Source organism: Paracoccus niistensis, assembly GCF_042432925.1.
Classification (GTDB): domain Bacteria; phylum Pseudomonadota; class Alphaproteobacteria; order Rhodobacterales; family Rhodobacteraceae; genus Paracoccus; species Paracoccus niistensis.
This window is the reverse complement of record NZ_JBHLWE010000029.1, coordinates 87,779-108,355: the sequence shown is the minus strand read 5'-3', so window position 1 is coordinate 108,355 and position 20,577 is coordinate 87,779. Positions and strand designations below refer to the sequence as shown.

At 68.6% G+C, this 20,577-nt stretch carries 20 protein-coding genes; 6 read left to right on the top strand and 14 right to left on the bottom strand.

Annotation, left to right across the window (positions count from 1 at the left end):
* Nucleotides 1-22 precede the first annotated feature (22 nt).
* The 3 genes from pheT to pheS are packed head-to-tail and all read right to left on the bottom strand — an operon-like array spanning nt 23 to nt 4,181.
* A complete protein-coding gene (pheT, locus tag ACFFII_RS09090; protein WP_377698570.1) occupies nt 23-2,428 on the bottom strand; it encodes a phenylalanine--tRNA ligase subunit beta in 2,406 nt (801 codons plus the stop codon).
* Nucleotides 2,425-3,078 (bottom strand): hypothetical protein, encoded by a 654-nt coding sequence (locus ACFFII_RS09085; protein ID WP_377698569.1) that lies wholly within the window; start codon nt 3,076-3,078, stop codon nt 2,425-2,427. The genes pheT and ACFFII_RS09085 overlap by 4 nt, the downstream gene beginning before the upstream one ends.
* Before the next feature lie 20 nt (nt 3,079-3,098).
* Nucleotides 3,099-4,181, bottom strand: a complete 1,083-nt coding sequence (gene pheS / locus ACFFII_RS09080; RefSeq protein ID WP_377698568.1) for a phenylalanine--tRNA ligase subunit alpha — start codon at nt 4,179-4,181, stop codon at nt 3,099-3,101.
* A 221-nt stretch (nt 4,182-4,402) separates the two neighbouring features.
* On the opposite strand from pheS, the gene ACFFII_RS09075 reads away from it, so the two are divergent.
* Nucleotides 4,403-5,812 (top strand): alanine/glycine:cation symporter family protein, encoded by a 1,410-nt coding sequence (locus ACFFII_RS09075; RefSeq protein WP_377698567.1) that lies wholly within the window; start codon nt 4,403-4,405, stop codon nt 5,810-5,812.
* Nucleotides 5,813-5,875: 63 nt separating this feature from the next.
* Here the strand turns inward: ACFFII_RS09075 and rplT are convergent, their stop codons facing one another.
* The 4 genes from rplT to pyk form a co-directional block, all read right to left on the bottom strand.
* A complete protein-coding gene (rplT, locus tag ACFFII_RS09070) occupies nt 5,876-6,259 on the bottom strand; it encodes a 50S ribosomal protein L20 (protein WP_377698566.1) in 384 nt (127 codons plus the stop codon).
* A 14-nt stretch (nt 6,260-6,273) separates the two neighbouring features.
* Nucleotides 6,274-6,474 carry a 50S ribosomal protein L35 gene (gene rpmI, locus ACFFII_RS09065; RefSeq protein ID WP_090751848.1) on the bottom strand — a complete coding sequence of 67 codons (201 nt, stop codon included), beginning with the start codon at nt 6,472-6,474 and terminating at the stop codon, nt 6,274-6,276.
* Nucleotides 6,475-6,594: 120 nt separating this feature from the next.
* Nucleotides 6,595-6,819: a hypothetical protein gene (locus ACFFII_RS09060; RefSeq protein ID WP_377698565.1), complete on the bottom strand. Its 225-nt coding sequence runs from the start codon at nt 6,817-6,819 to the stop codon at nt 6,595-6,597.
* A 34-nt stretch (nt 6,820-6,853) separates the two neighbouring features.
* Nucleotides 6,854-8,302, bottom strand: a complete 1,449-nt coding sequence (gene pyk, locus ACFFII_RS09055; RefSeq protein ID WP_377698564.1) for a pyruvate kinase — start codon at nt 8,300-8,302, stop codon at nt 6,854-6,856.
* 100 nt (nt 8,303-8,402) lie between these two features.
* Here pyk and ACFFII_RS09050 point away from each other — a divergent pair, with 100 nt between their 5' ends.
* A complete protein-coding gene (locus tag ACFFII_RS09050; protein ID WP_377698563.1) occupies nt 8,403-9,167 on the top strand; it encodes an N-formylglutamate amidohydrolase in 765 nt (254 codons plus the stop codon).
* 134 nt (nt 9,168-9,301) lie between these two features.
* Here the strand turns inward: ACFFII_RS09050 and ACFFII_RS09045 are convergent, their stop codons facing one another.
* The 7 genes from ACFFII_RS09045 to ruvC form a co-directional block, all read right to left on the bottom strand.
* Nucleotides 9,302-11,497 carry a primosomal protein N' gene (locus ACFFII_RS09045; protein WP_377698562.1) on the bottom strand — a complete coding sequence of 732 codons (2,196 nt, stop codon included), beginning with the start codon at nt 11,495-11,497 and terminating at the stop codon, nt 9,302-9,304.
* Between the two features lie 78 nt (nt 11,498-11,575).
* Nucleotides 11,576-11,731 carry a hypothetical protein gene (locus ACFFII_RS09040; RefSeq protein ID WP_377698560.1) on the bottom strand — a complete coding sequence of 52 codons (156 nt, stop codon included), beginning with the start codon at nt 11,729-11,731 and terminating at the stop codon, nt 11,576-11,578.
* A complete protein-coding gene (locus ACFFII_RS09035; protein ID WP_377698559.1) occupies nt 11,728-12,144 on the bottom strand; it encodes a PaaI family thioesterase in 417 nt (138 codons plus the stop codon). Before ACFFII_RS09035 ends, ACFFII_RS09040 begins: the two co-directional genes overlap by 4 nt.
* On the bottom strand, nt 12,137-13,162 hold the full coding sequence (ruvB, locus tag ACFFII_RS09030) for a Holliday junction branch migration DNA helicase RuvB (protein ID WP_377698558.1): 1,026 nt from the start codon (nt 13,160-13,162) through the stop codon (nt 12,137-12,139). Before ruvB ends, ACFFII_RS09035 begins: the two co-directional genes overlap by 8 nt.
* Nucleotides 13,159-14,046: a zinc metalloprotease HtpX gene (htpX, locus tag ACFFII_RS09025; protein WP_377698557.1), complete on the bottom strand. Its 888-nt coding sequence runs from the start codon at nt 14,044-14,046 to the stop codon at nt 13,159-13,161. The genes ruvB and htpX overlap by 4 nt, the downstream gene beginning before the upstream one ends.
* A 13-nt stretch (nt 14,047-14,059) precedes the next feature.
* Complete coding sequence (gene ruvA / locus ACFFII_RS09020) at nt 14,060-14,746, bottom strand: Holliday junction branch migration protein RuvA (protein WP_377698556.1); 687 nt, start codon at nt 14,744-14,746, stop codon at nt 14,060-14,062.
* The gene (ruvC, locus tag ACFFII_RS09015; protein WP_377698555.1) at nt 14,743-15,237 is read right to left on the bottom strand and encodes a crossover junction endodeoxyribonuclease RuvC; all 495 of its coding nucleotides are present in this window, start codon (nt 15,235-15,237) and stop codon (nt 14,743-14,745) included. Before ruvC ends, ruvA begins: the two co-directional genes overlap by 4 nt.
* Before the next feature lie 124 nt (nt 15,238-15,361).
* Between ruvC and ACFFII_RS09010 the strand changes: the two genes are divergently transcribed.
* From ACFFII_RS09010 to ACFFII_RS08995, 4 genes are read left to right on the top strand one after another with little or no spacing between them, the layout of a single operon-like run.
* On the top strand, nt 15,362-18,190 hold the full coding sequence (locus ACFFII_RS09010) for a monovalent cation/H+ antiporter subunit A (protein WP_377698554.1): 2,829 nt from the start codon (nt 15,362-15,364) through the stop codon (nt 18,188-18,190).
* Nucleotide 18,191: 1 nt separating this feature from the next.
* Complete coding sequence (locus tag ACFFII_RS09005; RefSeq protein ID WP_090751871.1) at nt 18,192-18,539, top strand: Na+/H+ antiporter subunit C; 348 nt, start codon at nt 18,192-18,194, stop codon at nt 18,537-18,539.
* The gene (locus ACFFII_RS09000) at nt 18,536-20,089 is read left to right on the top strand and encodes a monovalent cation/H+ antiporter subunit D (RefSeq protein WP_377698553.1); all 1,554 of its coding nucleotides are present in this window, start codon (nt 18,536-18,538) and stop codon (nt 20,087-20,089) included. The genes ACFFII_RS09005 and ACFFII_RS09000 overlap by 4 nt, the downstream gene beginning before the upstream one ends.
* Complete coding sequence (locus ACFFII_RS08995) at nt 20,086-20,577, top strand: Na+/H+ antiporter subunit E (protein ID WP_377698552.1); 492 nt, start codon at nt 20,086-20,088, stop codon at nt 20,575-20,577. The genes ACFFII_RS09000 and ACFFII_RS08995 overlap by 4 nt, the downstream gene beginning before the upstream one ends.

The following is a 20,577-nucleotide window of genomic DNA, read 5'->3' as shown; positions in this document are numbered from 1 at the left end:
TCTACCAAGGCGCGAACGACCCTCAGCCGCGCAGGGTTCCTCCTGTGGCCTTGCCCACTTTCTCGACGATCTTCGCCGCAACCGCCTCGATCTCGGCATCCGTCAGGGTCTTGCCCTTCGGCTGCAGGCGGACGGTCAGGGCGATGGACTTCTTGCCGGGGCCCATCTGCGCCTCGGCCCGCTCGCCCTTGAACTCGTCAAAGACGGTGACGCGCTCGACAAGCGCCTTGTCGGCGCCCTGGGCGGCGTTGACCAGCGTCAGGGCCTCGACACGGTTGTCCACGACAAAGGCGAAGTCGCGTTCCACGGCCTGCAGGTCGCTGATTTCCAGCGCCGGGCGCGTGGGGGTCTTGACCTTCGGCAGCGGGATATTGGCGAGGTGGACTGTGAAGGCGACCGCCGGTCCCTTGACGTCCAGCGCCTTGAGGATGCGGGGGTGGACCTCGCCGAATGTCGCTAGCCGCTTCGGCCCCAGCGCGATGTTGCCGGCGCGGCCGGGGTGCCACCAGCCGTCGAGCTTGCGGTCAACCTGCGCGCGGGCGGGCGCGCCGATGGCGGACAGGATCGCCTCGGCATCGGCCTTGGCGTCATAGATGTCCACTGCCCGGCGCGAGCCATGCGGGTCGCGCGCGGCACTGGCGCCGACCAGCAGGCCTGACAGCTGCACTGCCTGCTCGCCCGGCTCGCCGCCGGAAAAGACCGGGCCGACCTCGAAGAGCGCCAGGTCCATGAAGCCGCGCGCCTGGTTGCGCGCCGCCGCGGCCAGAAGGCCGGGCAGCAGGTCGGGACGCAGGTGGGTCATCTCGGACGAGATCGGGTTCTCGATCCTGACCGCGTCCGAGCCGCCGCCGAACAGCGCGGCCGAGGGCTGGTCGATGAAGCTGTAGGTCACGCATTCATTGTAGCCCAGCGCCGCGGCCATCCGCCGGGCGGCGGATTCGCGGCGCTGCAGCGGCGTCAGCACCGGCTGCGGCACACCCGCGCGGGGGCGTGGCAGCGGCTGGCCCTGCAGGCGCGAGAGGCTGGCGATGCGGGCGATTTCCTCGACCAGATCGGCCTCGCCCTGCACGTCGGGGCGCCAGGAGGGCACCTGGGCCATGTCGCCCTCCAGCCGGAAGCCGAGGGCCTCCAGCGTGGCGCGCTGTTCGGCTTCGGGGATCTCAAGGCCAACAAGGCTCTGCGTCCGCGCGGGGTCCAGCCGGTAGGCGCGGGCATGGTCGGGGGCGGCGCCCGCCTCGACCACATGGCTCGGCTCGCCGCCGCAGAGGTCGAGGATCAGCCGCGTCGCCAGTTCCAGCCCGTCACGGGTGAAAGCCGGGTCCACGCCGCGTTCGAAGCGATAGCGGGCGTCCGAGTTGATCTTCAGCGCCCGGCCCGTCGCGGCAATGCCGATGGGCTGCCACCAGGCGCTTTCCAGGAAGACATCGACGGTCTCCTCGGTCACGCCCGAGGCCTCGCCGCCCATGATCCCGGCGAGGCTTTCGGGGCCGTTGTCGTCCGCGATCACCAGGTCGCCCGCGCGCAGGGCATAGGTCTTGCCGTCCAGCGCGAGCAGGCTCTCGCCCTCGGCCGCGCCGCGCACGGTCAGGTCGCCCTGCACTTTCCCCGCGTCGAAGACATGCAGCGGGCGGTTCAGGTCGAAGGTGAAGAGGTTGGTGATATCCACCAGCGCTGAAATCGGCCGCAGACCGATGGCGCGCAGGCGGCTTTGCAGCCAGTCCGGCGAGGGGCCGTTCGTCACGCCCCGGATCAGCCGGCCCGCGAAATGCGGGGCACGGTCCAGCACGTCCGTCTCGATCGTCACGCCGAGGGGGCTGTCGAAGCTGCCCGCGACGGCCTGAACCTCCAGCGGCTTCAGCGTGCCCAAGCCCCGCGCGGCGAGGTCGCGGGCGATCCCCCGCACGCCCAGCGCGTCGGGGCGGTTCGGGGTGATCTTGATGTGGATCATCGGGTCGATCTTTTCCGGCGCGTTCTCGGCCAGCCAGTCGATGAAACGCTGCCCGACCTGACCCGAGGGCAGCTCGATGATGCCGTTGTGCTCGTCCGAAAGCTCAAGCTCGCGTTCCGAAGCCATCATGCCGTGGCTCTCGATCCCGCGGATCTTGCCGACGCCGAGGGTGGTGTCGATGCCCGGCACATAGTCGCCGGGTTTCGCCAGCACGCCGACCAGCCCCGCCCGCGCATTGGGCGCGCCGCAGACGACCTGCTTCTCGCCCTCGTCGGTCGCCACCCGCAGCACCCGCAGCCGGTCGGCGTCGGGATGCGGCTCGGCATGCTCGATCCGGGCGATGGTGAAGGCGGAAAGCTTGCCGGCGGGATCGACGACCTCCTCGACCTCGAGCCCGAGGTCGGTCAGCGCGTCGGTGATCTCGGTCAGACTCGCCGTGGTGTCGAGATGGTCACGGAGCCAGGAGAGGGTGAGTTTCATTTGTCATTCCCACGTTTCACAACAGGCTCCACGCCCCAGTTGTCGCAAAAACCATTTACGGCAGCAGGCAACATAAATTTCCGCGCAGAAAATTCACAGGTTGAGATCGAAAATACCATCATCGCGGCAGAGGTGACCGTCACAAGGCCTCCCAGAGAACTAAACCTATGAAGCCTTTCCTTTACCAAAAGATCGTCCATCAGGTCTTGTTGAAGCTTCAACTGCACATCAAAATCTCGCTTGCCGCCAAATTTGCGCAGAACTTTTCGTAGACTATAATTATCCAGCTGACGCACACCTACAACAGCAGCCGCCAAAAAGATAATTTCGAATGCCAAAAATATTGAGTAAAGCATTGTTCGGGGCGTACCGGCTTCACCGCTCAACGAGGAAAACAAGAACCCAGCAAAAAATGTATGCACAGCAACCATAGCTGCATTCTTGGCTTCAACTTTCTTCAAAGTACCAAGTAATATTTCATGCTCGGCGGGAGTTAAGGGCACAAAAGAGGATAGGGACGAGGAAACTTGCATTGTGCCTTTAGCACGCACATAACCACTCAACCTCATCCTAAGCAACTCATACTTATCTTGCTCAGCGGGGTCTAAGCAGAGCATTAGTAACAGTATTGCCAGAAGAAACCACGCCATCAGAATGAGCGCAAGAATTGTCACTTACTTAACCCACCACTGACACTCGGCACATCCCCCGCCGCAAACCCGTAATGCCGCAGCCAGCGCAGATCGCTCTCGAAGAACGCCCGCAGGTCGGGAATCCCGTATTTCAGCATCGCGATCCGGTCGATGCCCATGCCGAAGGCGAAGCCCTGCCACTCGGATGGGTCGATCCCGCCGGCCTGCAGCACCTTGGGATGGACCATGCCCGAGCCGAGGATTTCCAGCCAGCTTTCCCCCTGCCCGATCTTCAACTGGCCGCCGGACCAGTCGCAGCGGATGTCCACCTCGGCCGAGGGCTCGGTGAAGGGGAAATGCGAGGCGCGGAAGCGCAGCTCGACCTCATCGACCTCGAAGAAGGCACGGCAGAATTCCTCCAGCGTCCATTTCAGGTTGGCCATCGAGATGTCCTTCCCGATCGCCAGCCCCTCAACCTGGTGGAACATGGGCGTGTGGGTCTGGTCCATGTCCATGCGGTAGACGCGGCCGGGGCAGATGATGCGCAGGGGGGCGCCCATCGCCTCCATCGCGCGGATCTGGACGGGCGAGGTATGGGTGCGCAGGACATGGGGCGGGCGGGTGTCTCCTTCCGCGCGGGCCATGAAGAAGGTGTCATGCTCCTGCCGCGCGGGGTGTTCGGGCGGGATGTTCAGGGCGTCGAAGTTGTACCAGTCGGATTCGACCTGCGGGCCCTCGGCCACCGCGAATCCCATGTCGGCGAAGATCGCGGTGACCTCGTCCATGACCTGGGACACGGGGTGGATGGTGCCCTGCGGGCGCGGGCGGCCCGGAAGCGTGACGTCCAGCCACTCGCCCGCAAGCCGCGCCTCCAGCGCCGCGTCCTCCAGCGCCAGCTTGCGGGCGCGCAGGGCGGCGTCGATCTCGTCCTTGACGCGGTTCAGGGCGGCGCCGGTGGTCTGGCGCTCCTCGGGGGTCATGCGGCCCAGCTCGCGCATCATCAGCGCGATCTCGCCCTTCTTGCCGAGGGCCGCCAGGCGGACCTCCTCCAGCGCGGGGGCGTCGGCCGCCTCGGCGACGCGGCCAAGCCAAGTTGAACGCAAGCTGTCGGGATCGGTCATCGGGGGGCCTCGCGGGAATTGCGGGGCGGACCTAGCACGGGGGACGCGCGGTTTCTAGCGCGGCGTGGCGCGCAGCCGGACGCCGCTGTCGGGGCGCAGCGTCAGGATCATCCGCAGCGCAGATCGCCCGGCCCCGCCGTCGTTCGGGGCGTCTGCGCGGTTGCAGCGGCGCCCGCAAGCTGTCACGCCTGCGTGATGGCACCCTTGGGACGGAGAGACCCATGCTCGACCCCATCATCGACGCGATCAACGGCGTTCTGTGGAATTACGTGCTGATCTACGGGCTGATCGCCGTCGGCATCTATTTCACAATCCGCCTGCGCTTCATCCAGTTCGTCCATTTCGGCGAGATGCTGCGCTGCACATTCAGCCGGACCGAAAAGGACGCGGACGGGATCTCGCCCTTCCAGGCGCTGTCGGTCAGCCTCGCCAGCCGGGTCGGCACCGGCAACATCGCGGGCGTGGCGGTGGCGATCACGCTGGGCGGCCCCGGCGCGGTCTTCTGGATGTGGGTCGTGGCGCTGGTCGGCATGGCCACGGCCTATGCGGAATCGGCGCTGGCACAGCTTTACAAGGTGCATGGGCCGCACGGCATGTATCGCGGCGGCCCTGCCTTCTACATCGCCAACGGGCTGAAGCTGCGCTGGCTGGCCGCGCTGTTCGCGGTGGCCCTGCTGATCTCCTTCGGGCTGGTGTTCGAGGCGGTGCAGGCCAATTCCATCGCCGAGGCCTGGGAAACCTTTGGCGTGCCGCGCTGGGTCACCGGCGTGTCGCTGGCCTTCTTCACCGCGATCATCATCTTCGGCGGCATCCCCCAGATCGCCAAGGCGGCCGAACTGATCGTGCCCTTCATGGCCGGGGCCTACCTTCTGGCCGCGGCCTGGATCTTCGCCACCAACATCGCCGAGGTGCCGGGCGTGCTGGCGCATATCTTCCGTCAGGCGCTGGGGCTGGAGCCTGCGGTCGGCGGCGTCGCGGGCGGCATGGCCGCGGCCATGCTGAACGGGGTCAAGCGCGGGCTGTTCTCGAACGAGGCGGGGATGGGCTCGGCCCCGAACATCGCGGCGGTGGCGACGCCCGACCCGCATCACCCCGCGGCGCAGGGCTTCGTGCAGTCGCTGGGGGTCTTCATCGACACGATCCTCGTCTGCACGGCGACGGCGGTGATGATCCTGCTGTCGGGCGCGGTGCCCTCGGCGGAACTGACCGGCGTCGCGCTGACGCAGGCCGCGCTGGGCGAGCATTTCGGACAGACCGGCATCTATTTCGTCGGACTGGCGATCCTGTTCTTCGCCTTCACCTCGATCATCGGCAACTATGCCTATGCCGAGAACGCGCTGGTCTACCTGGGCTTCGGCGACAGGGGCATCTTCGTGCTGCGGCTTGCCGTGCTGGGCATGGTGATCTGGGGCGCGCTGCAGGCGGTCACCACGGTCTTCAACTTCGCGGATGCCTCGATGGGGCTGATGGCGACGATCAACCTGATCGCCATTGTGGCGCTGTCGGGGGTCGTGGCGCGGATCACCCGCGACTATGTCACCCAGCGCCGCATGGGACGGCGGCCCGAGTTCCACCTGTCCGCCCATCCCCAGCTGGCGGATCGCGGGGTGGACAACGACATCTGGCGCTGAGGCTGGAAACGAAAGAACCCGCGCCTCGGCGCGGGTTCGATGCATTCCATCCTGTCCGAAGGATCAGGCGGCGACGGTGGCCGGGGTGTCGGCGGCGGCCTTCGCCTGGGCCACGATGGCGTTGAACGCCTCGGGCTCGTGCACGGCCAAGTCGGCCAGGACCTTGCGGTCCACCTCGATCCCCGCCTTCGACAGGGCGGCGATGAAGCGCGAATAGGTCATCTCGGCATCGACCGCGCGGACGGCGGCGTTGATGCGGGCGATCCACAGCGCGCGGAAGTTCCGCTTGCGGGTCTTGCGGTCGCGGGTCGCATACTGCAGCGCCTTGTCGACAGCCTGGGTGGCGGTGCGGAAGTTGCGCGAACGGTTGCCGTAATAGCCCTTGGCGGCGTCAAGGACCTTCTTGTGGCGGGCGTGGGTGACCTTGCCGGATTTAACGCGGGACATGGTTCAGATCCTTCTCAGCGGTCGTAGGGCATGTATTTCTTGACGATCTTCGCGTCCTGGTCGGACAGGATCATGGTCCCCGTCACGTCCCGGATGAATTTCGTCGAGCGCTTGATCATGCCGTGGCGCTTGCCCGCCGGGCCTGCCTTGACCTTGCCGCTTGCCGTCATCGAGAACCGCTTCTTCGCCGCGGCCTTGGTCTTCATCTTCGGCATTTTCTTCTCCTTGTCAGAGTGAACGCGCGACTCGGCAATGCCAACCGGCCGGCCGCGCGGGACGTGTGGAAGCGCGCCTGATAGCGGCGCGCAGGCAGGATGGCAAGCGGAAGTTGCGGCCTACAGCCGGACCTGACCCGCCAGAAGGCGCTGCCAGGCCTCGCCCAGGTCCTGCACCCGGAAAGGCGTCGGGTCCATCCAGGCGCCCAAGAACAGCGCCGCCGCCCCCAGGACAAAGGCGATGGCCGCGCCGCGCGGCGGCTCGATCCGGGCCAGCGAGACGATCGCCAGGATGACCGACACCGCCATCAGCGCGGTGCCCAGCAGGATAAGGACGTCGGACATGGGATCGAACTCGTGCAGAAGGCGGGCCGCCCCGTCACTCGGGGTCGGTGCTGGATAGCAACAGCTCGTCGCAGGATGCAACGCGAAGAATGTTCGTGGACCCCGCGGTGTTGAAGGGCACGCCCGCGATCACGATGACCTTCTGCGTGCGATCCGCGAAGTCGAACTCCTGCGCGGCGTTCACGGCGTTCAGCACCGCCTGCTTGAAGCGTTCGAGCGCGGGCGTGCCCACGCAATGCGCCCCCCAGACCAGCGCCATGCGCCGCAGCACGGCAGGCTCGGAGCTCATGGCGATGATCGGCACCTTGGGTCGTTCGCGGGCGACCAGCCGCACAGTGGTCGAGGACTGGGTATAGGCGCAGATGGCGGCGATGTCGGTCGTTTCGGCGATCTCGCGCGCGGCCACGGCCATGGAATCGGCCACGCTGGTGCGGTTGTCGGTCCCGCGCGAGCCGTCGATGATGATCCTGTAGGTCGGGTCGCTCTCGACCGAGCGGGCGACGTTGTCCATCGTCGCCACCGCCTCGACCGGATAGCGCCCCGCCGCTGATTCGGCCGACAGCATGACGGCGTCGGCCCCTTCGTAGATAGCGGTCGCCACGTCGCTGACCTCGGCCCGGGTGGGCATGGGGCTTTCGATCATCGATTCCAGCATCTGGGTCGCCACGATCACGGGCTTGGCCGCCTGCCGGCAGGCCCGGACCAGGCGCTTCTGGATCGGCGGCACCGAATGGACCGGCAGTTCCACGCCAAGGTCGCCCCGCGCGACCATGATCCCGTCCGAGACCTTCAGGATGTCGGCAAAGCATTCGACCGCTGCGGGCTTTTCGATCTTGGACAGGATGGCCACGCGGCACTTCGCCAGCTCGCGCGCCTCGATCACGTCCTCGGGGCGCTGAACGAAGGACAGCGCCAGCCAGTCCACGCCCAGTTCGCAGGCGAACTCAAGGTCTGCCCGGTCCTTGTCGGACAGGGCCTTCAGCGGCAGCACCGCGTCAGGGACGTTCACGCCCTTGCGGTTCGAGATGGTGTCCCCCGCCGTCACCACGCAATCCGCGAAGTCCGGCCCGCAGCTTTCGACCCGCAGGCGGATCTTGCCGTCGTTGACCAGCAGCCGCGAGCCGACCTTCAGCGCCGCGAAGATCTCGGGATGGGGCAACTGCACGCGGCGGCTGTCGCCCGGCGCGGGATCGAGGTCGAAGCGGAAGCGGTCGCCCTCCGCCAGCTCATGCGGGCCGTTGGCGAAGGTGCCCACCCGCAGCTTGGGTCCCTGCAGGTCGGCCAGTACGGCGATGGGACGGCCCAGCTCCGCCTCGACCGCGCGGATCGCGTCATAGCGGGCCTTCTGCTCGGCATGGTCGCCGTGGCTCATGTTCAGGCGGAAGACGTCGGCGCCTGCCTGGAACAGCGCGCGGATCGTGGCCAGGTCGCTGGACGAAGGCCCCAGAGTCGCCACGATCTTCACGTTGCGGTGTCGTCTCATCTGCCGGTCCCTTCCCATCATGTTTGCGCTATCGTCTACCTGTCGGCGGCCGCACGGGCAACTGGCGCGGTCCTGTCGCGGGACGTATACCGCCCCCATCATGAACGCGCATGACAGCAATCCGATCGACGCCCCGCCCTTCACCATCGAGGGAGACAACCGCCCCTCGCGCTGGCTGGTCACCTGCGACCATGCCACGAACCGCGTGCCGCCATGGGTGAACGGCGGCGATCTGGGCATCGCCGCGCAAGACATGGCGCGCCACATCGCCTGGGACGTCGGCGCGGCGGGGCTGGCATCCGTGCTGGCCCGCAGGCTGGACGCGCCGATGATCCGGTCGGACTTCTCGCGCCTCGTGATCGACCCCAACCGGGGCGAGGACGACCCGACTCTGCTGATGCGGCTGTACGACGGCACGGTGATCCCGGCGAACCGCAAGGCCGACGCAGCAGAACGGGAACGTCGCCTTGACCGGCTGTATCGTCCCTATCACCGGGCACTGGCGCGGCTGGCCGCCACCCACCCGGCGCGCGCGATCTGCGCGGTCCACAGCTTTACCCCCCAATTGAAGGGGCGCCCGCCGCGGCCATGGCTGGTAGGTATCCTCTACTCGCACCGCGACGAGCGGCTGGGCCCCGCCATGGTCCGCGCCTGCCGCGCCCAAGGGTGGATCACCGGCGACAACGAGCCTTACAGCGGCCACCTGGAGGGCGACTCCATCGACACCCACGCGCTGGCCCATGGCCGGCCCAATGTGCTGGTCGAGGTCCGGAACGACCTGATCCGCGATGCCGAGGGGCAGGAGTTCTGGGCCAGCCGCCTTGCCCCGGTGCTGGAGTCGGTGCTGGCGGAAAGCGGGGCGTAAGGCTGGGCTCTGCCCCGATCGCCACCGCCGTGGCCTTCCTCGCTGAGAACGGTCCACTGGACTGTTTTCCCGGCGCCCGGAAGCCGGCGTGCGGCCAGTGAGGCCTTGCCCTGCTGGAAACGGGCCTCAATGCCTCACAAGAAGCTCTGCGGATCGATGTCCACCGCAAGCCGCAGGTTCGTCGGTGCCTTGGGCGCAGCCGCCAGCCATGCGGCGATGGCCGATTGCAGCGGCGCCTGTCGGGGCGCACGCACCAGCATCCGCACCCGGTAACGCGCGCGGACCCGCGCGATGGGGGCGGGGGCGGGCCCGAACAGTTCGGCCCCGATCTCGGAAAGCGGCGCGGCGCGGCGGGCGAGTTCCTGCGCATAGGCCTCGACCACCGGCTGGTCGGGGTGGGACAGGATGATCCCCGCAAGGCGCGCAAAGGGCGGCATCCGGGCCGCGTGGCGGGATTCGGCCTCGGCGTTCCAGAAGGCCTCGTCGTCGCCCGACAGGATGGCGCGGATCACCGGATGCTCGGGCTGGTGGGTCTGCAGCAGCGCCACGCCGGGGCGGTCGCCCGCCTGACGGCCCGCCCGGCCCGCGACCTGCCGCATCAGCTGGAAGGACCGCTCGGCCGCCCGCAGGTCAGCCCCCTGCAGCCCGAGGTCCGCGTCGATCACCCCGACCAGCGTCAGCGCCGGGAAGTTGTGCCCCTTGGCGACGATCTGGGTGCCGATGATGATGTCGGCCTCGCCAGCCGCGATATTCGCGATCGTCTCCTTCAGCGCGCGGGCCGAGGTATAAAGGTCCGAGGACAGCACCACCGCACGCCTTTCGGGAAAGCGTTCCGCCACCTCCTCGGCCAGCCGCTCGACGCCGGGGCCGATGGCGGCGAGCTTTCCTTCCACCTCGCAGGCCGGGCAGGCGACCGGGATCGGCTTCGTCGCGCCGCACTGGTGGCAGATCAGGCGCCGCTGGAAGCGGTGTTCCACCATCCGCGCGTCGCAGTCGTCGCAGCCGATCTGGTGCCCGCAGGCCCGGCAGGTCGTCACCGGCGCATAGCCTCGGCGGTTGAGGAACAGCAGCGACTGCTCGCCCCGCTCCAGCCGCTCCTCGACCGCCCGGCCGAGGGTGGGCGAGATCCAGCGCCCCGAGGGCAGGTCCTCCTTGCGCTGGTCGATGGCGGCCATCTCGGGCAGTTCCGCCTCGCCATAGCGGGCGCGCAGGTCGACGCGGCGATACTTGCCCGTCGCCGCATTCACCCAGGTTTCCACCGAGGGCGTGGCCGAGGCCAGCACCACCTGCGCCCCCTCGATGCTGGCGCGCAGCACGGCCATGTCACGGGCGCTGTAATGGACCGTCTCGTCCTGCTTGTAGGAACTGTCATGTTCCTCATCGACGACGATCAGCCCGAGGTCGCGGAAGGGCAGGAACAGGGCCGAGCGGGCGCCCACGACCACGCCCACCTCGCCGCGCCCCGCCATGTGCCACAACCGGCGGCGTTCGGTGCGGGTAATGCCGCTGTGCCACTCGCCGGGACGGGCGCCGAAGCGGGCCTCGACGCGGTCGATGAACTCGGCCGACAGCGCGATCTCGGGCAAAAGGACCAGCGCCTGCCGGCCCATGCGCAGGGTCTCGGCCACGGCCTCCAGATAGACCTCGGTCTTGCCCGATCCGGTGACGCCGCGCAGCAGCGTTGTCGCATAGCCGCCGCCCCGCAGGCCCGTCCGCAGCGTCTCGGCCGCCACTGCCTGATCGGGGGCGAGCGGCTTTCCGGGCAGCGAAGGGTCCAGCCGCGGATAGGGCGAGTCCTTCGGGGCCTCTGTCTCGACCAGCGTGCCCGCAGCAACCAGCCCCTTGACGACCGACGTGCCGACGCCCGCCAGTTGCGCCAGTTCCGAGGGCGCGAAGCCCGCGCCGCCATGCTCCTCGATTACCCGCAGGACGGCGGCCCGCGCCTCGGTCATCCGCTCGGGTGCAGGGCCCACGCGATGGACGACGCGCCGGGCGGCGGGCGGCTGGTCGAGGTCGGGCGCGCGCAGCATCATACGCAGCACCACCGGCAGCGGCGTCAGGGTATAGTCGGCGGCGCGCTGAATGAACTCCAGCACCCCCTCGCCGAAGGGGGCCGCGTCCACCAGCCGGGCGACGGGCCGCAGCTTCGACGCGTCGAAGTCGCCCATGCCCTTGCCCCAGACCACGCCCAGCACCCGGCGCGGACCCAGCGGCACGACGACCAGTTGCCCCAGCAGCACGCCCCCCTCGGGCGAGAGGTAGTCGAGCAGGCCCACGGGCTCGGTCGTCAGCACCCCGATGCGGGCACCCTGGGGGAAATGCGTGGTCATGAACTCCTGCGGATGGCGGGCGGCAACACCTACCTAATCATGTCGCCGCGCCCTGTCAGGGGCGAGGTCCCCGAGGCGTCAGATGTCCGACAGGAAGAAGCGCTTGAACACGAAGGCGCAGGCACCGACGCCAATCACGGCCAGCAGCATCTGTCCGGTGCTGAAGGCCCAGATCGTCAGGGCGAAGACGATCGCGGTCACGGCAAAGCGCAGGATCAGGGGCCAGTCGCTCATGGTTCGACCGGGACCATGGTGCCCAGCAGGGTGGCGACGTGCTTGCGGCCCTTCTCGCCTTCCGCGAACACGTCAGACGCCACCGCGACGATGCGGCGGCCGGGGCGGATCACGCGGCCCTCGGCCACGAGGCGGTCGCCCACGGCAGGGGACAGCAGGTTGATCTTCATCTCGACCGTGACGACCTCGGCCCCTTCTGGCAGGACGGACAGCGCCGCATAGCCGGCCGCCGAGTCGCCTATGGCGAAGGCCAGCGCGGCATGGGCAAAGCCTTGCTGCTGCAGCACATGGTCCGCGATGGGGGCGGCGATGCGGGTGCGGCCCTCGGCGGCCTCCTCGAGCTCCGCCCCCAGCGTCTGCATCATCGTCTGCTTCGCAAAGCTGCCCCGCAGCCGCGCTTCCACGTCATTCATCGAACAATCCTGCCTGCGCGGCCTTGGGCATATCCAGCCCCAGGTGCCGCCACCCGAGTTGCCCCAGCATCCGGCCACGGGGCGTGCGCATGATCAAGCCCTGCTGCAGCAGGTAGGGCTCGATCACCTCCTCGATGGCGTCGCGGCTTTCCGACAGCGCGGCCGACAGCGTCTCGACCCCGACCGGGCCGCCGCCGTAATGCTCGGCCATCAGCGTCAGATAGCGCCGGTCGGCCGAGTCGAGCCCGAGGTCGTCCACCCCCAGCCGCGTCAGGGCCATGTCAGCGAGTTCCCGCGTCAGCCGCCCGTCGCCTTCCACCAGCGCGAAGTCCACCACCCGGCGCAGCAGGCGGCCCGCGATGCGGGGGGTGCCGCGGGCGCGGCGGGCGATTTCCTGCGTGCCATCAGGCTCGGCCTTGATGCCCATCAGCCGGGCGCCCCGGGCGACGATCAGGTCCAGTTCATCGACCGTATAGAACTGCAGCCGCGTGGGAATGCCGAAGCGGTCGCGCAAGGGCGTCGTCAGCAGGCCCAGCCGGGTCGTGGCGCCCACCAGCGTGAAGGGCTGAAGCTCGATCCGCACGGTGCGCGCGGCCGGTCCCTCGCCGATCACAAGGTCCAGTTCGAAATCCTCCATCGCTGGATACAGGACTTCCTCGACCGCCGGGTTCATCCGGTGGATCTCGTCGATGAACAGGACGTCGCGCGCCTCGAGGTTCGTCAGGATCGCGGCGAGGTCCCCCGCCCGCGCCAGCACCGGCCCCGAGGTCATCTTGAAGTTCACCCCCAGTTCCCGCGCCATGATCTGCGCGAGCGTCGTCTTGCCGAGGCCCGGAGGCCCATGGAACAGCGTGTGATCCATCGCCTGCCCCCGCATCCGCGCGCTGTCGATGAAGACGCGCAGGTTGGCGCGGGCCTCGGCCTGGCCGATGAATTCCTCCAGCTTCTGTGGGCGAAGGGCGCGGTCCTCGGCCTCGCCTTCCATCCGCTCGCCGCGCAGGGTCGGGTCGGGCGTCATCCGCGGCGCACCGGCGGGACCGAGCTGCGGGTGACGGGCGAGGCCGCGGGCGCCACCTGCATCCGCGCCAGCAGGTCGATGCGTTCCTGCGTCGAAGGGTGGGTCGAAAAGAGCTGATCCATCCGCAGCGCCCCCAGCGGGTTGATGATGAACATGGACGCCGAGGCCGGGTTGCGCTCCGCCGGGATATTGACCGTGCGCCCCGCCGCATTGGCGATCTTGGCCAGCGCCGATGCCAGCGCCATCGGATTGCCGCAGATCTCGGCCCCCGAGCGGTCCGCCACATACTCCCGCGACCGCGAGATCGCCATCTGCACCAGCATCGCCGCCAGGGGCGCGAGGATCATGGCGAGGATGCCTCCCAGTGCCCCGCCGGGCCGGTCCCGGTCGCCCGTGAACAGCATGATGTTGCCCAGCATCGCGATGGCGCCCGCCATGGTGGCGGTTACGGTCATCGTCAGGGTGTCACGGTGCCTGATATGGGCCAGTTCATGCGCGATCACGCCCGCGAGTTCGTCACGGGTGAGGATCCGCAGCAGTCCCTGCGTCACCGCCACGGCCGAGTTCTCGGGATTGCGCCCGGTGGCAAAGGCATTGGGCTGCTCGGTCGCCAGCACATAGACGGCGGGCATCGGCAGCCCCGCGCGGTCGGCCAGCTGCCGGACCATGCGCACGAGGTCGGGTGCCTCGGCCTCGGTCACCGGCATGGCGCCATGCTGGCGAAGCACCGCCTTGTCGCTGTTCCACCAGGCCCAGATGTTGCCCACCCCGGCGACGACCAGCGCAAGGATTGCTCCACCCTGCCCGCCGATCAGCCAGCCCATTCCCATCAGCAGCGCCGTCATTGCCGCCATGAGGAGGAAGGTGCGCGTATTCCCGTGCATCGCCGAAGCCCCCTTATTCCTTGGGCGCCAGTGACTTGAGCGCCGCGCGGATCAACGCGGCCGTGCCGGCGCCGGGTTCCCGGGCCGAGGCCTCGGCCACGGCCGTCGCCGCCTCGGATGGACCGTAGCCCAGGTTCGTCAGCGCCGAGAGCGCATCGGCGGACGCCGCCGCAGAGCTGGGCGCCTTCGCAGGGGCGGGCGCCGGAGCGGCGGCGGGCACGCCGGGTTCGATGCCCGGCTCGTCCGCATCCAGGACCGCGCCCGCGTCCACCGTCAGCGCCCCGCCCATGGCGATGATCCCCGGCGCCTTGTCCTTCAGTTCCAGCACCACCCTTTGCGCCAGCTTCGGCCCCACGCCTGGGGCACGCCGCACCGCCGCCCAGTCGCCCAGCGCGATGGCGCGGCCCAGGCCCTCGGGCCCCAGTGTCCCCAGGATCGCGAGCGACGCCTTCGCCCCGATTCCCTGCACCGAGGTCAGCAGCCGGTGCCATTCCTTTTCCAGCAGCGTCGGAAAGCCGAAAAGCTGCAGCAGGTCCTCGCGCACCAGCAGGTCGGTATAAAGCGCCGCCGCCTGGCCCACGGGGGGCAGGCTGGCGGCTGTGCGCTCGCTCACATGGACGATGTAGCCGACGCCCCGCACGTCGATCAGCACGTGGTCGGCGGCACGGTGCAGGATCAACCCGGCGATGCGCCCGATCATGCGACGACCTTGATGCGCAGGCTGCGGCTTTGCAGGTGGCGCGCGTGGCAGATGGCGATGGCCAGCGCGTCCGCCGCGTCCGGGCCTGCCAGTTCCACGCCGGGCAACTGGAAGCGGACCATGTGCTCGACCTGCTGCTTCTGCGCGTGGCCGACGCCGACGATGGCCTTCTTGACGGCGTTGGGGGCATATTCCCCGACGGCGATCCCCGCCTGTGCGGGCGCCAGCAGCGCGACCCCGCGCGCCTGCCCCAGCTTCAGCGTGCCGACCGCATCCTTGTTGACAAAGGTCTGTTCCACCGCCGCGGCATCCGGCTGATGCGCGGCGATCACCGCGACCAGCCCCCGGTGCAGATCGCACAGCCGCGCGGCGAGGCTTTCGCTGTTGGACCGGATGATCCCGTTCGCCACGTGCCGCAGGCGCGAGCCGTCCGCGACGATGATCCCCCAGCCCATGTTCACCAGGCCGGGATCGATGCCCAGAACCTTCATGCCCGTCCCTTCGGCCCTGTTTTCCCAAGGGCTAGCACGAAGCGCGAACATCGCAAAGCCGGTTTCGTCAATTGCTTGACAGCCGGCGGCCCACTTGGGACACCCCCTCAAATCTGAGGAGCCCATGTCCCCAGCCCTGATCGCCGTTCTTCCGTTCCTGGGTGCCCTGCTGCCCAGCCTCATGGTCCGCTCGGGCCGCAGTTCTGCCGCCATCGCCTGCGCTGCCGTCACTGCCGTCGCGCTTCTGGGATTGCTGCTGCACATCCCGACCGTGCTGGCAGGCGGGATTGTCTCCACGCGCCTGCCCTGGATGCCCCAGATCGGGCTGAACGCGGATTTCATGCTGGACGGCCTTGGGCTGCTGTTCGGGATCCTGATCCTCGGGATTGGGCTGCTGATCATCCTTTATGCCCGCTTCTACCTGTCCGAGAAGGACGCGGCGGGTCCCTTCTTCACCTACCTGATGCTGTTCCAGGGCGCGATGACGGGCATCGTGCTGTCGGACAACATTCTGATGATGCTGGTCTTCTGGGAACTGACATCACTCTCGTCATTCCTGCTGATCGGCTTCTGGAAGCACCTGCCCGAGGGGCGGCAGGGCGCGCGCATGGCGTTGACCGTGACCGCGCTGGGCGGACTGGCCATGATCGCGGGCTGCCTGATGCTGGGGCAGGTCGCGGGGTCCTATCGCCTGTCCGAGATCATCGCCCAGCGCGAGGCCGTCCAGGGCTCGGATCTCTACCTTCCGGCGCTGCTGCTGATCCTGCTGGGGGCCTTCACCAAGTCGGCGCAGTTCCCGTTCCATTTCTGGCTGCCGCGGGCGATGGCCGCGCCGACTCCGGTCAGCGCCTACCTGCACTCGGCCACGATGGTGAAGGCGGGAATCTTCCTGATGGCGCGGCTGTGGCCTGCGCTGTCGGGCACGCCCGAATGGTTCGGGATCGTCGCCACCGCTGGTCTTGTCACCATGCTGGTCGGCGCGCTGATCGCGCTGTTCCAGGACGACCTCAAGGGACTGCTGGCCTATTCCACTGTCAGCCATCTGGGGCTGATTACCATGCTGCTGGGCTTCGGCACCGAAGCCGCCGCCACCGCCGCCATGTTCCACATCACGGCCCATGCCAGCTTCAAGGCCGCGCTGTTCATGGGCGCGGGTATCATCGACCACGGGACGCATACCCGCTCGATCCGCCAGCTTGGCGGCCTCAGGTCCCTGATGCCGCTGACCTTCGGCCTGATTCTGGTCGCCTCGCTGTCGATGGCGGGCATCCCGCCCTTCAACGGCTTCCTGTCCAAGGAGATGATGCTTGAACAGGCCGCGGCCCAGGCCGGCCAGGGCAGGGGCTGGGCCATCGGCGCGCTGGCAACCCTGGCCGCGCTGGCCTCGGTCGCCTATTCGCTGCGGCTGGTGGCGCATGTCTTCCTGGGACCGGCGCGCGATGATTATCCGCACGCGCCCCATGACCCCGGCCCCGGCCTCTGGGCAGGACCGGCGCTGCTGGTGGGGCTGGTCGTGGTCACGGGGCTGTTCCCGAACGCGACGCTGGGCTGGCTGGTCGCCGCCGCTGGCAGCGCCGTCACGCAGACCCCGCAGCATCCGCATTTTGCGCTGTGGCACGGCCTCACCCCGGCGCTGGCGATGTCGGCGCTGGCCATCGGGGGCGGCGTCCTGCTGCTGCGGCGCTGGCACCGGGCGGACAGGCTGCGCCACCACCTGCCCCGGCCCGACGCCAAGCGCGCCTTTGACGCCGTCGAGCGCGCCGTCGCCCGCATCTCGCGCGGCTTCACCGACAGCTTCACCAACGGGTCCATGTCGCGGGCGCTGGCGCTGCTGATGCTGACCTGCGTCATCTGCGGCTTCGCGGCTTGGCACACCGGCCTCACCCGCCCGGACCTGAGGCCCATGCTGCCGGTCACGCCCGTGGCGCTGATGGGCTGGGTGCTGATGCTGGTGGCGACCGGCACAATGGTCGCCCTGCACCGCCGCCGCATCCTGGCGCTGGTGCTGGTCGGCATCGTCGGGCTGATCGTGTCCTGCACCTTTGTCTATTTCTCGGCCCCCGACCTGGCCCTGACCCAGATCACGGTCGAGGTCGTCACGGTCATCCTGATGCTGCTGGCGCTGAACTTCCTGCCCAAGCGCACGGTGCTGGACACCAGCAATGTCAAGCGCGGCGCGGACGCCTTTGTCGCGGCGCTGGCGGGGCTGGGCGTCGGCATCCTGGCCTATGCCATCCTGCGGCGCGACTTCGCCTTCCCCTCGATCTCGGGCTACATGGTCGAGAACAGCTACAAGCTGGGCGGGGGCGACAACGTCGTCAACGTGATCCTTGTCGATTTCCGCGGCTTCGACACCTATGGCGAGATCACCGTCCTGGGCATCGCGGGCCTTGCGATCTTCGCCATGACCCAGGCGCTGCTGGGAGGCCGCGCCTCGGCCCGGCTGCGCGGCTGGATCAGCGAGATGCGCCGCGCGGGCGACCGCCACCCGCTGATGCTGGTGGTGGCGACGCGGGTGCTGATGCCCCTGTCGCTGGTGGTGGGCCTTTACATCTTCCTGCGCGGGCACAACGCGCCGGGCGGCGGCTTCATCGCGGGCCTTGTCGTGTCGGTGGCGCTTGTCATGCAGTACATGGCCTCGGGCTATGCTTGGGCCATGGCGCGGCAGAACATCCCCTATCACGCGCTGATCGGACTGGGCGTGCTGGCCGCCGGCATCACCGGCGCGGGCGCCTGGTTCGCGGGGATGCCCTTCCTGACCTCGGCCTATGGCTATGTCCACCTGTGGGGCGTCGATCCGGTCGAATGGGCCACCGCCATGGGTTTCGACACCGGCGTCTTCCTGGCCGTCGTGGGCGCGGTGATGCTGGCGCTGAACTCGCTGTCGCGCATTGCCCGTGCGGCCGGACAGGAAACCGCCCCTTCCGACACCCCGCAGAAAGGGAGCCGCTGAGATGGAGTTCCTGCTGGCCTCGGCCATCGGCTGCCTGACTGCCGCCGGAGTCTACCTGACCCTGCGCAAGCGCAGCTTCGCCGTCGTCCTCGGCATGACGATGCTGAGCTATGCGACCAACCTGTTCCTTTTCGCGACCGGACGGCTGGTGATCGACCGCCCGCCGATCCTGAGCGAGGCGGCGCAGGGCTATACCGATCCCCTGCCGCAGGCGCTGGTGCTGACGGCCATCGTGATCTCCTTCGGGATGACGGCCCTGGTTGTGATGATGGCGCTGGGGGCATTCGTCGAAGGCGGCGACGACCGCATCGACCTGCCCCGCCGCGACCGCAGGGGGCCGCGCGCATGAACCACTGGCTTGTCGTCCCGGTGGTCCTGCCCGCCTTCGTGGGTCCGCTGATCGTTCTGGGAATGCGGCGCGACCTGCTGCTGCAGCGGGCGTTCAGCACCGCCGCCACCGCCGCGCAGCTTGCTCTGGGCGTCTGGCTGATGGTCCAGGCGCTGGGCGGCGAGGTGCAGGTCTATCGACTGGGCAACTGGGCCGCCCCCTTCGGCATCGTGCTGATGCTGGACCGGCTGGCCGCGCTGATGCTGGTGCTGGCCGCGCTGGTCGGGCTGGCCGTCCAGCTTTACGCCATAGGGTCCGGCTGGGACCGCCGGGGCTGGCATTTCCACGCGCTGTGGCAGTTCCAGCTGATGGGGATCAACGGCGCCTTCCTGACCGGCGACGCCTTCAACCTGTTCGTCTTCTTCGAGATCCTGCTGATCGCCTCCTACGGGCTGATGATCCATTCGGGCGGAGAGCTGCGGCTGCGCGCGGGCGTCCAGTATGTCATCTACAACCTCGCCGGGTCGTCGCTGTTCCTGGCCGCGCTGGGGACGATCTATTCCGCGACCGGCACGCTGAACATGGCGGACCTCGCGCTGCGCGTGGCGCAGATGCCCGCAAGCGACACGGCGATCCTGCGGGTGGGCGCGGTGCTGCTGATGCTGGTCTTCGCGATCAAGGCCGCGCTGGTGCCGCTGCATTTCTGGCTGCCCTCGACCTATGCGCGCGCGCCCGGGCCGGTGGCCGCGCTGTTCGCCATCATGACCAAGGTCGGCATCTACGGGATCATCCGCTTCTTCACCCTGGTCTTCCCGGCCGACAGCGTGATCGAGCGTTTCGCCGCCGACATCCTGCTGCCTGCCGCCCTTGTCACGCTGATCGTGGGACAGCTGGGCGTTCTGGGCTCGCGCCACCTCGGGCGCATGGCGGCATTCGCCGCGCTGGGCTCGGTCGGCACGCTGATGGTCGCGGTCGCGCAGTTCCGCCTGCCGGGGCTGACGGCGGGGATCTGGTACATGGTCCATTCCACGCTGGCCACCGCCGCGCTGTTCCTGGCCGTGGACCTGATCGCCACCCGCAGGCAGGGCGGCAGCCAGTGGCTGCGGGTCGCGCCCCCCATTGTGCAGGCGGGGATCGTGGCGGCGCTGTTCTTCGCGGCGGCCATCGGCATCGCGGGCCTGCCGCCGCTGTCGGGCTTCCTGGGCAAGCTCGCGGTCCTGCAGTCGGTGCGCGACGCCGAAGGGGTGGCGGCGATCTGGGCGATCATCCTGGTCACCTCGCTGCTGGCCATCGCCGGGCTGACGCGGGCGGGCTCGCTGGTCTTCTGGAAGTCCCATGCGACGCAGGACGCCCCGTCTCCGCAGGCCGAGCCGGACGAGCCCCCCCATGACGCCACGCCGGTTTCGGCGCCGCTTGCGCTGGCCGCCACGGCGGCGCTGGTCGCGGGAATGGTGCTGCTGACCGCCTTTGCCGGGCCGATGATGCGCTATGCCGACGCGACCGCGCGCCAGCTGATCGACCCCGAGCCCTATATCGCAGCCGTGCTGCGCGACCAGGAGGGCGTGAAATGATCCGCCGCATCCTGCCCCATCCTGCCCTGTCGCTGGCCGTCGCGCTGATCTGGCTGCTGCTGGTCAACCGCTTCGCCTGGGGATCGCTGGTCTTCGCCCTGGCGCTGGGACTGGTGATCCCGATCGTGACCGAGCCCTACTGGCCGGGCCGTCCCCGCCTGCGCAGCCCGCGCCGCATCCTGGGCTATCTGGGCATCGTCATCCATGACATCGTCAAGGCCAACATCGACGTGGCCCGCATCGTGCTGTTCATGCCCAAGGCCGATCTGCGTCCCTGCTGGCTGGTCGTCCCGCTGGAGCTGACCGCGCCCGAGGCTGTCGCTGTCCTGATGGGCACCATCACCCTGACCCCCGGCACCGTCAGCTGCGACCTGGCCGAGGACGGGTCCGCCCTGCTGGTCCACGCGCTGCACTGCCCCGACCCGACCGCCACCGTGGACGAGATCAAGACCCGCTACGAGGCCCGCCTGAAGGAGATCTTCCGATGA

Bases quoted from the DNA above. Each gene is read 5' to 3' on its own strand.
- pheT (WP_377698570.1), bottom strand. From the start codon at position 2,428: ATGAAACTCACCCTCTCCTGGCTCCGTGACCATCTCGACACCACGGCG.
- ACFFII_RS09085 (WP_377698569.1), bottom strand. From the start codon at position 3,078: ATGGCGTGGTTTCTTCTGGCAATACTGTTACTAATGCTCTGCTTAGAC.
- pheS (WP_377698568.1), bottom strand. From the start codon at position 4,181: ATGACCGATCCCGACAGCTTGCGTTCAACTTGGCTTGGCCGCGTCGCC.
- ACFFII_RS09075 (WP_377698567.1), top strand. From the start codon at position 4,403: ATGCTCGACCCCATCATCGACGCGATCAACGGCGTTCTGTGGAATTAC.
- rplT (WP_377698566.1), bottom strand. From the start codon at position 6,259: ATGTCCCGCGTTAAATCCGGCAAGGTCACCCACGCCCGCCACAAGAAG.
- rpmI (WP_090751848.1), bottom strand. From the start codon at position 6,474: ATGCCGAAGATGAAGACCAAGGCCGCGGCGAAGAAGCGGTTCTCGATG.
- ACFFII_RS09060 (WP_377698565.1), bottom strand. From the start codon at position 6,819: ATGTCCGACGTCCTTATCCTGCTGGGCACCGCGCTGATGGCGGTGTCG.
- pyk (WP_377698564.1), bottom strand. From the start codon at position 8,302: ATGAGACGACACCGCAACGTGAAGATCGTGGCGACTCTGGGGCCTTCG.
- ACFFII_RS09050 (WP_377698563.1), top strand. From the start codon at position 8,403: ATGAACGCGCATGACAGCAATCCGATCGACGCCCCGCCCTTCACCATC.
- ACFFII_RS09045 (WP_377698562.1), bottom strand. From the start codon at position 11,497: ATGACCACGCATTTCCCCCAGGGTGCCCGCATCGGGGTGCTGACGACC.
- ACFFII_RS09040 (WP_377698560.1), bottom strand. From the start codon at position 11,731: ATGAGCGACTGGCCCCTGATCCTGCGCTTTGCCGTGACCGCGATCGTC.
- ACFFII_RS09035 (WP_377698559.1), bottom strand. From the start codon at position 12,144: ATGAATGACGTGGAAGCGCGGCTGCGGGGCAGCTTTGCGAAGCAGACG.
- ruvB (WP_377698558.1), bottom strand. From the start codon at position 13,162: ATGACGCCCGACCCGACCCTGCGCGGCGAGCGGATGGAAGGCGAGGCC.
- htpX (WP_377698557.1), bottom strand. From the start codon at position 14,046: ATGCACGGGAATACGCGCACCTTCCTCCTCATGGCGGCAATGACGGCG.
- ruvA (WP_377698556.1), bottom strand. From the start codon at position 14,746: ATGATCGGGCGCATCGCCGGGTTGATCCTGCACCGTGCCGCCGACCAC.
- ruvC (WP_377698555.1), bottom strand. From the start codon at position 15,237: ATGAAGGTTCTGGGCATCGATCCCGGCCTGGTGAACATGGGCTGGGGG.
- ACFFII_RS09010 (WP_377698554.1), top strand. From the start codon at position 15,362: ATGTCCCCAGCCCTGATCGCCGTTCTTCCGTTCCTGGGTGCCCTGCTG.
- ACFFII_RS09005 (WP_090751871.1), top strand. From the start codon at position 18,192: ATGGAGTTCCTGCTGGCCTCGGCCATCGGCTGCCTGACTGCCGCCGGA.
- ACFFII_RS09000 (WP_377698553.1), top strand. From the start codon at position 18,536: ATGAACCACTGGCTTGTCGTCCCGGTGGTCCTGCCCGCCTTCGTGGGT.
- ACFFII_RS08995 (WP_377698552.1), top strand. From the start codon at position 20,086: ATGATCCGCCGCATCCTGCCCCATCCTGCCCTGTCGCTGGCCGTCGCG.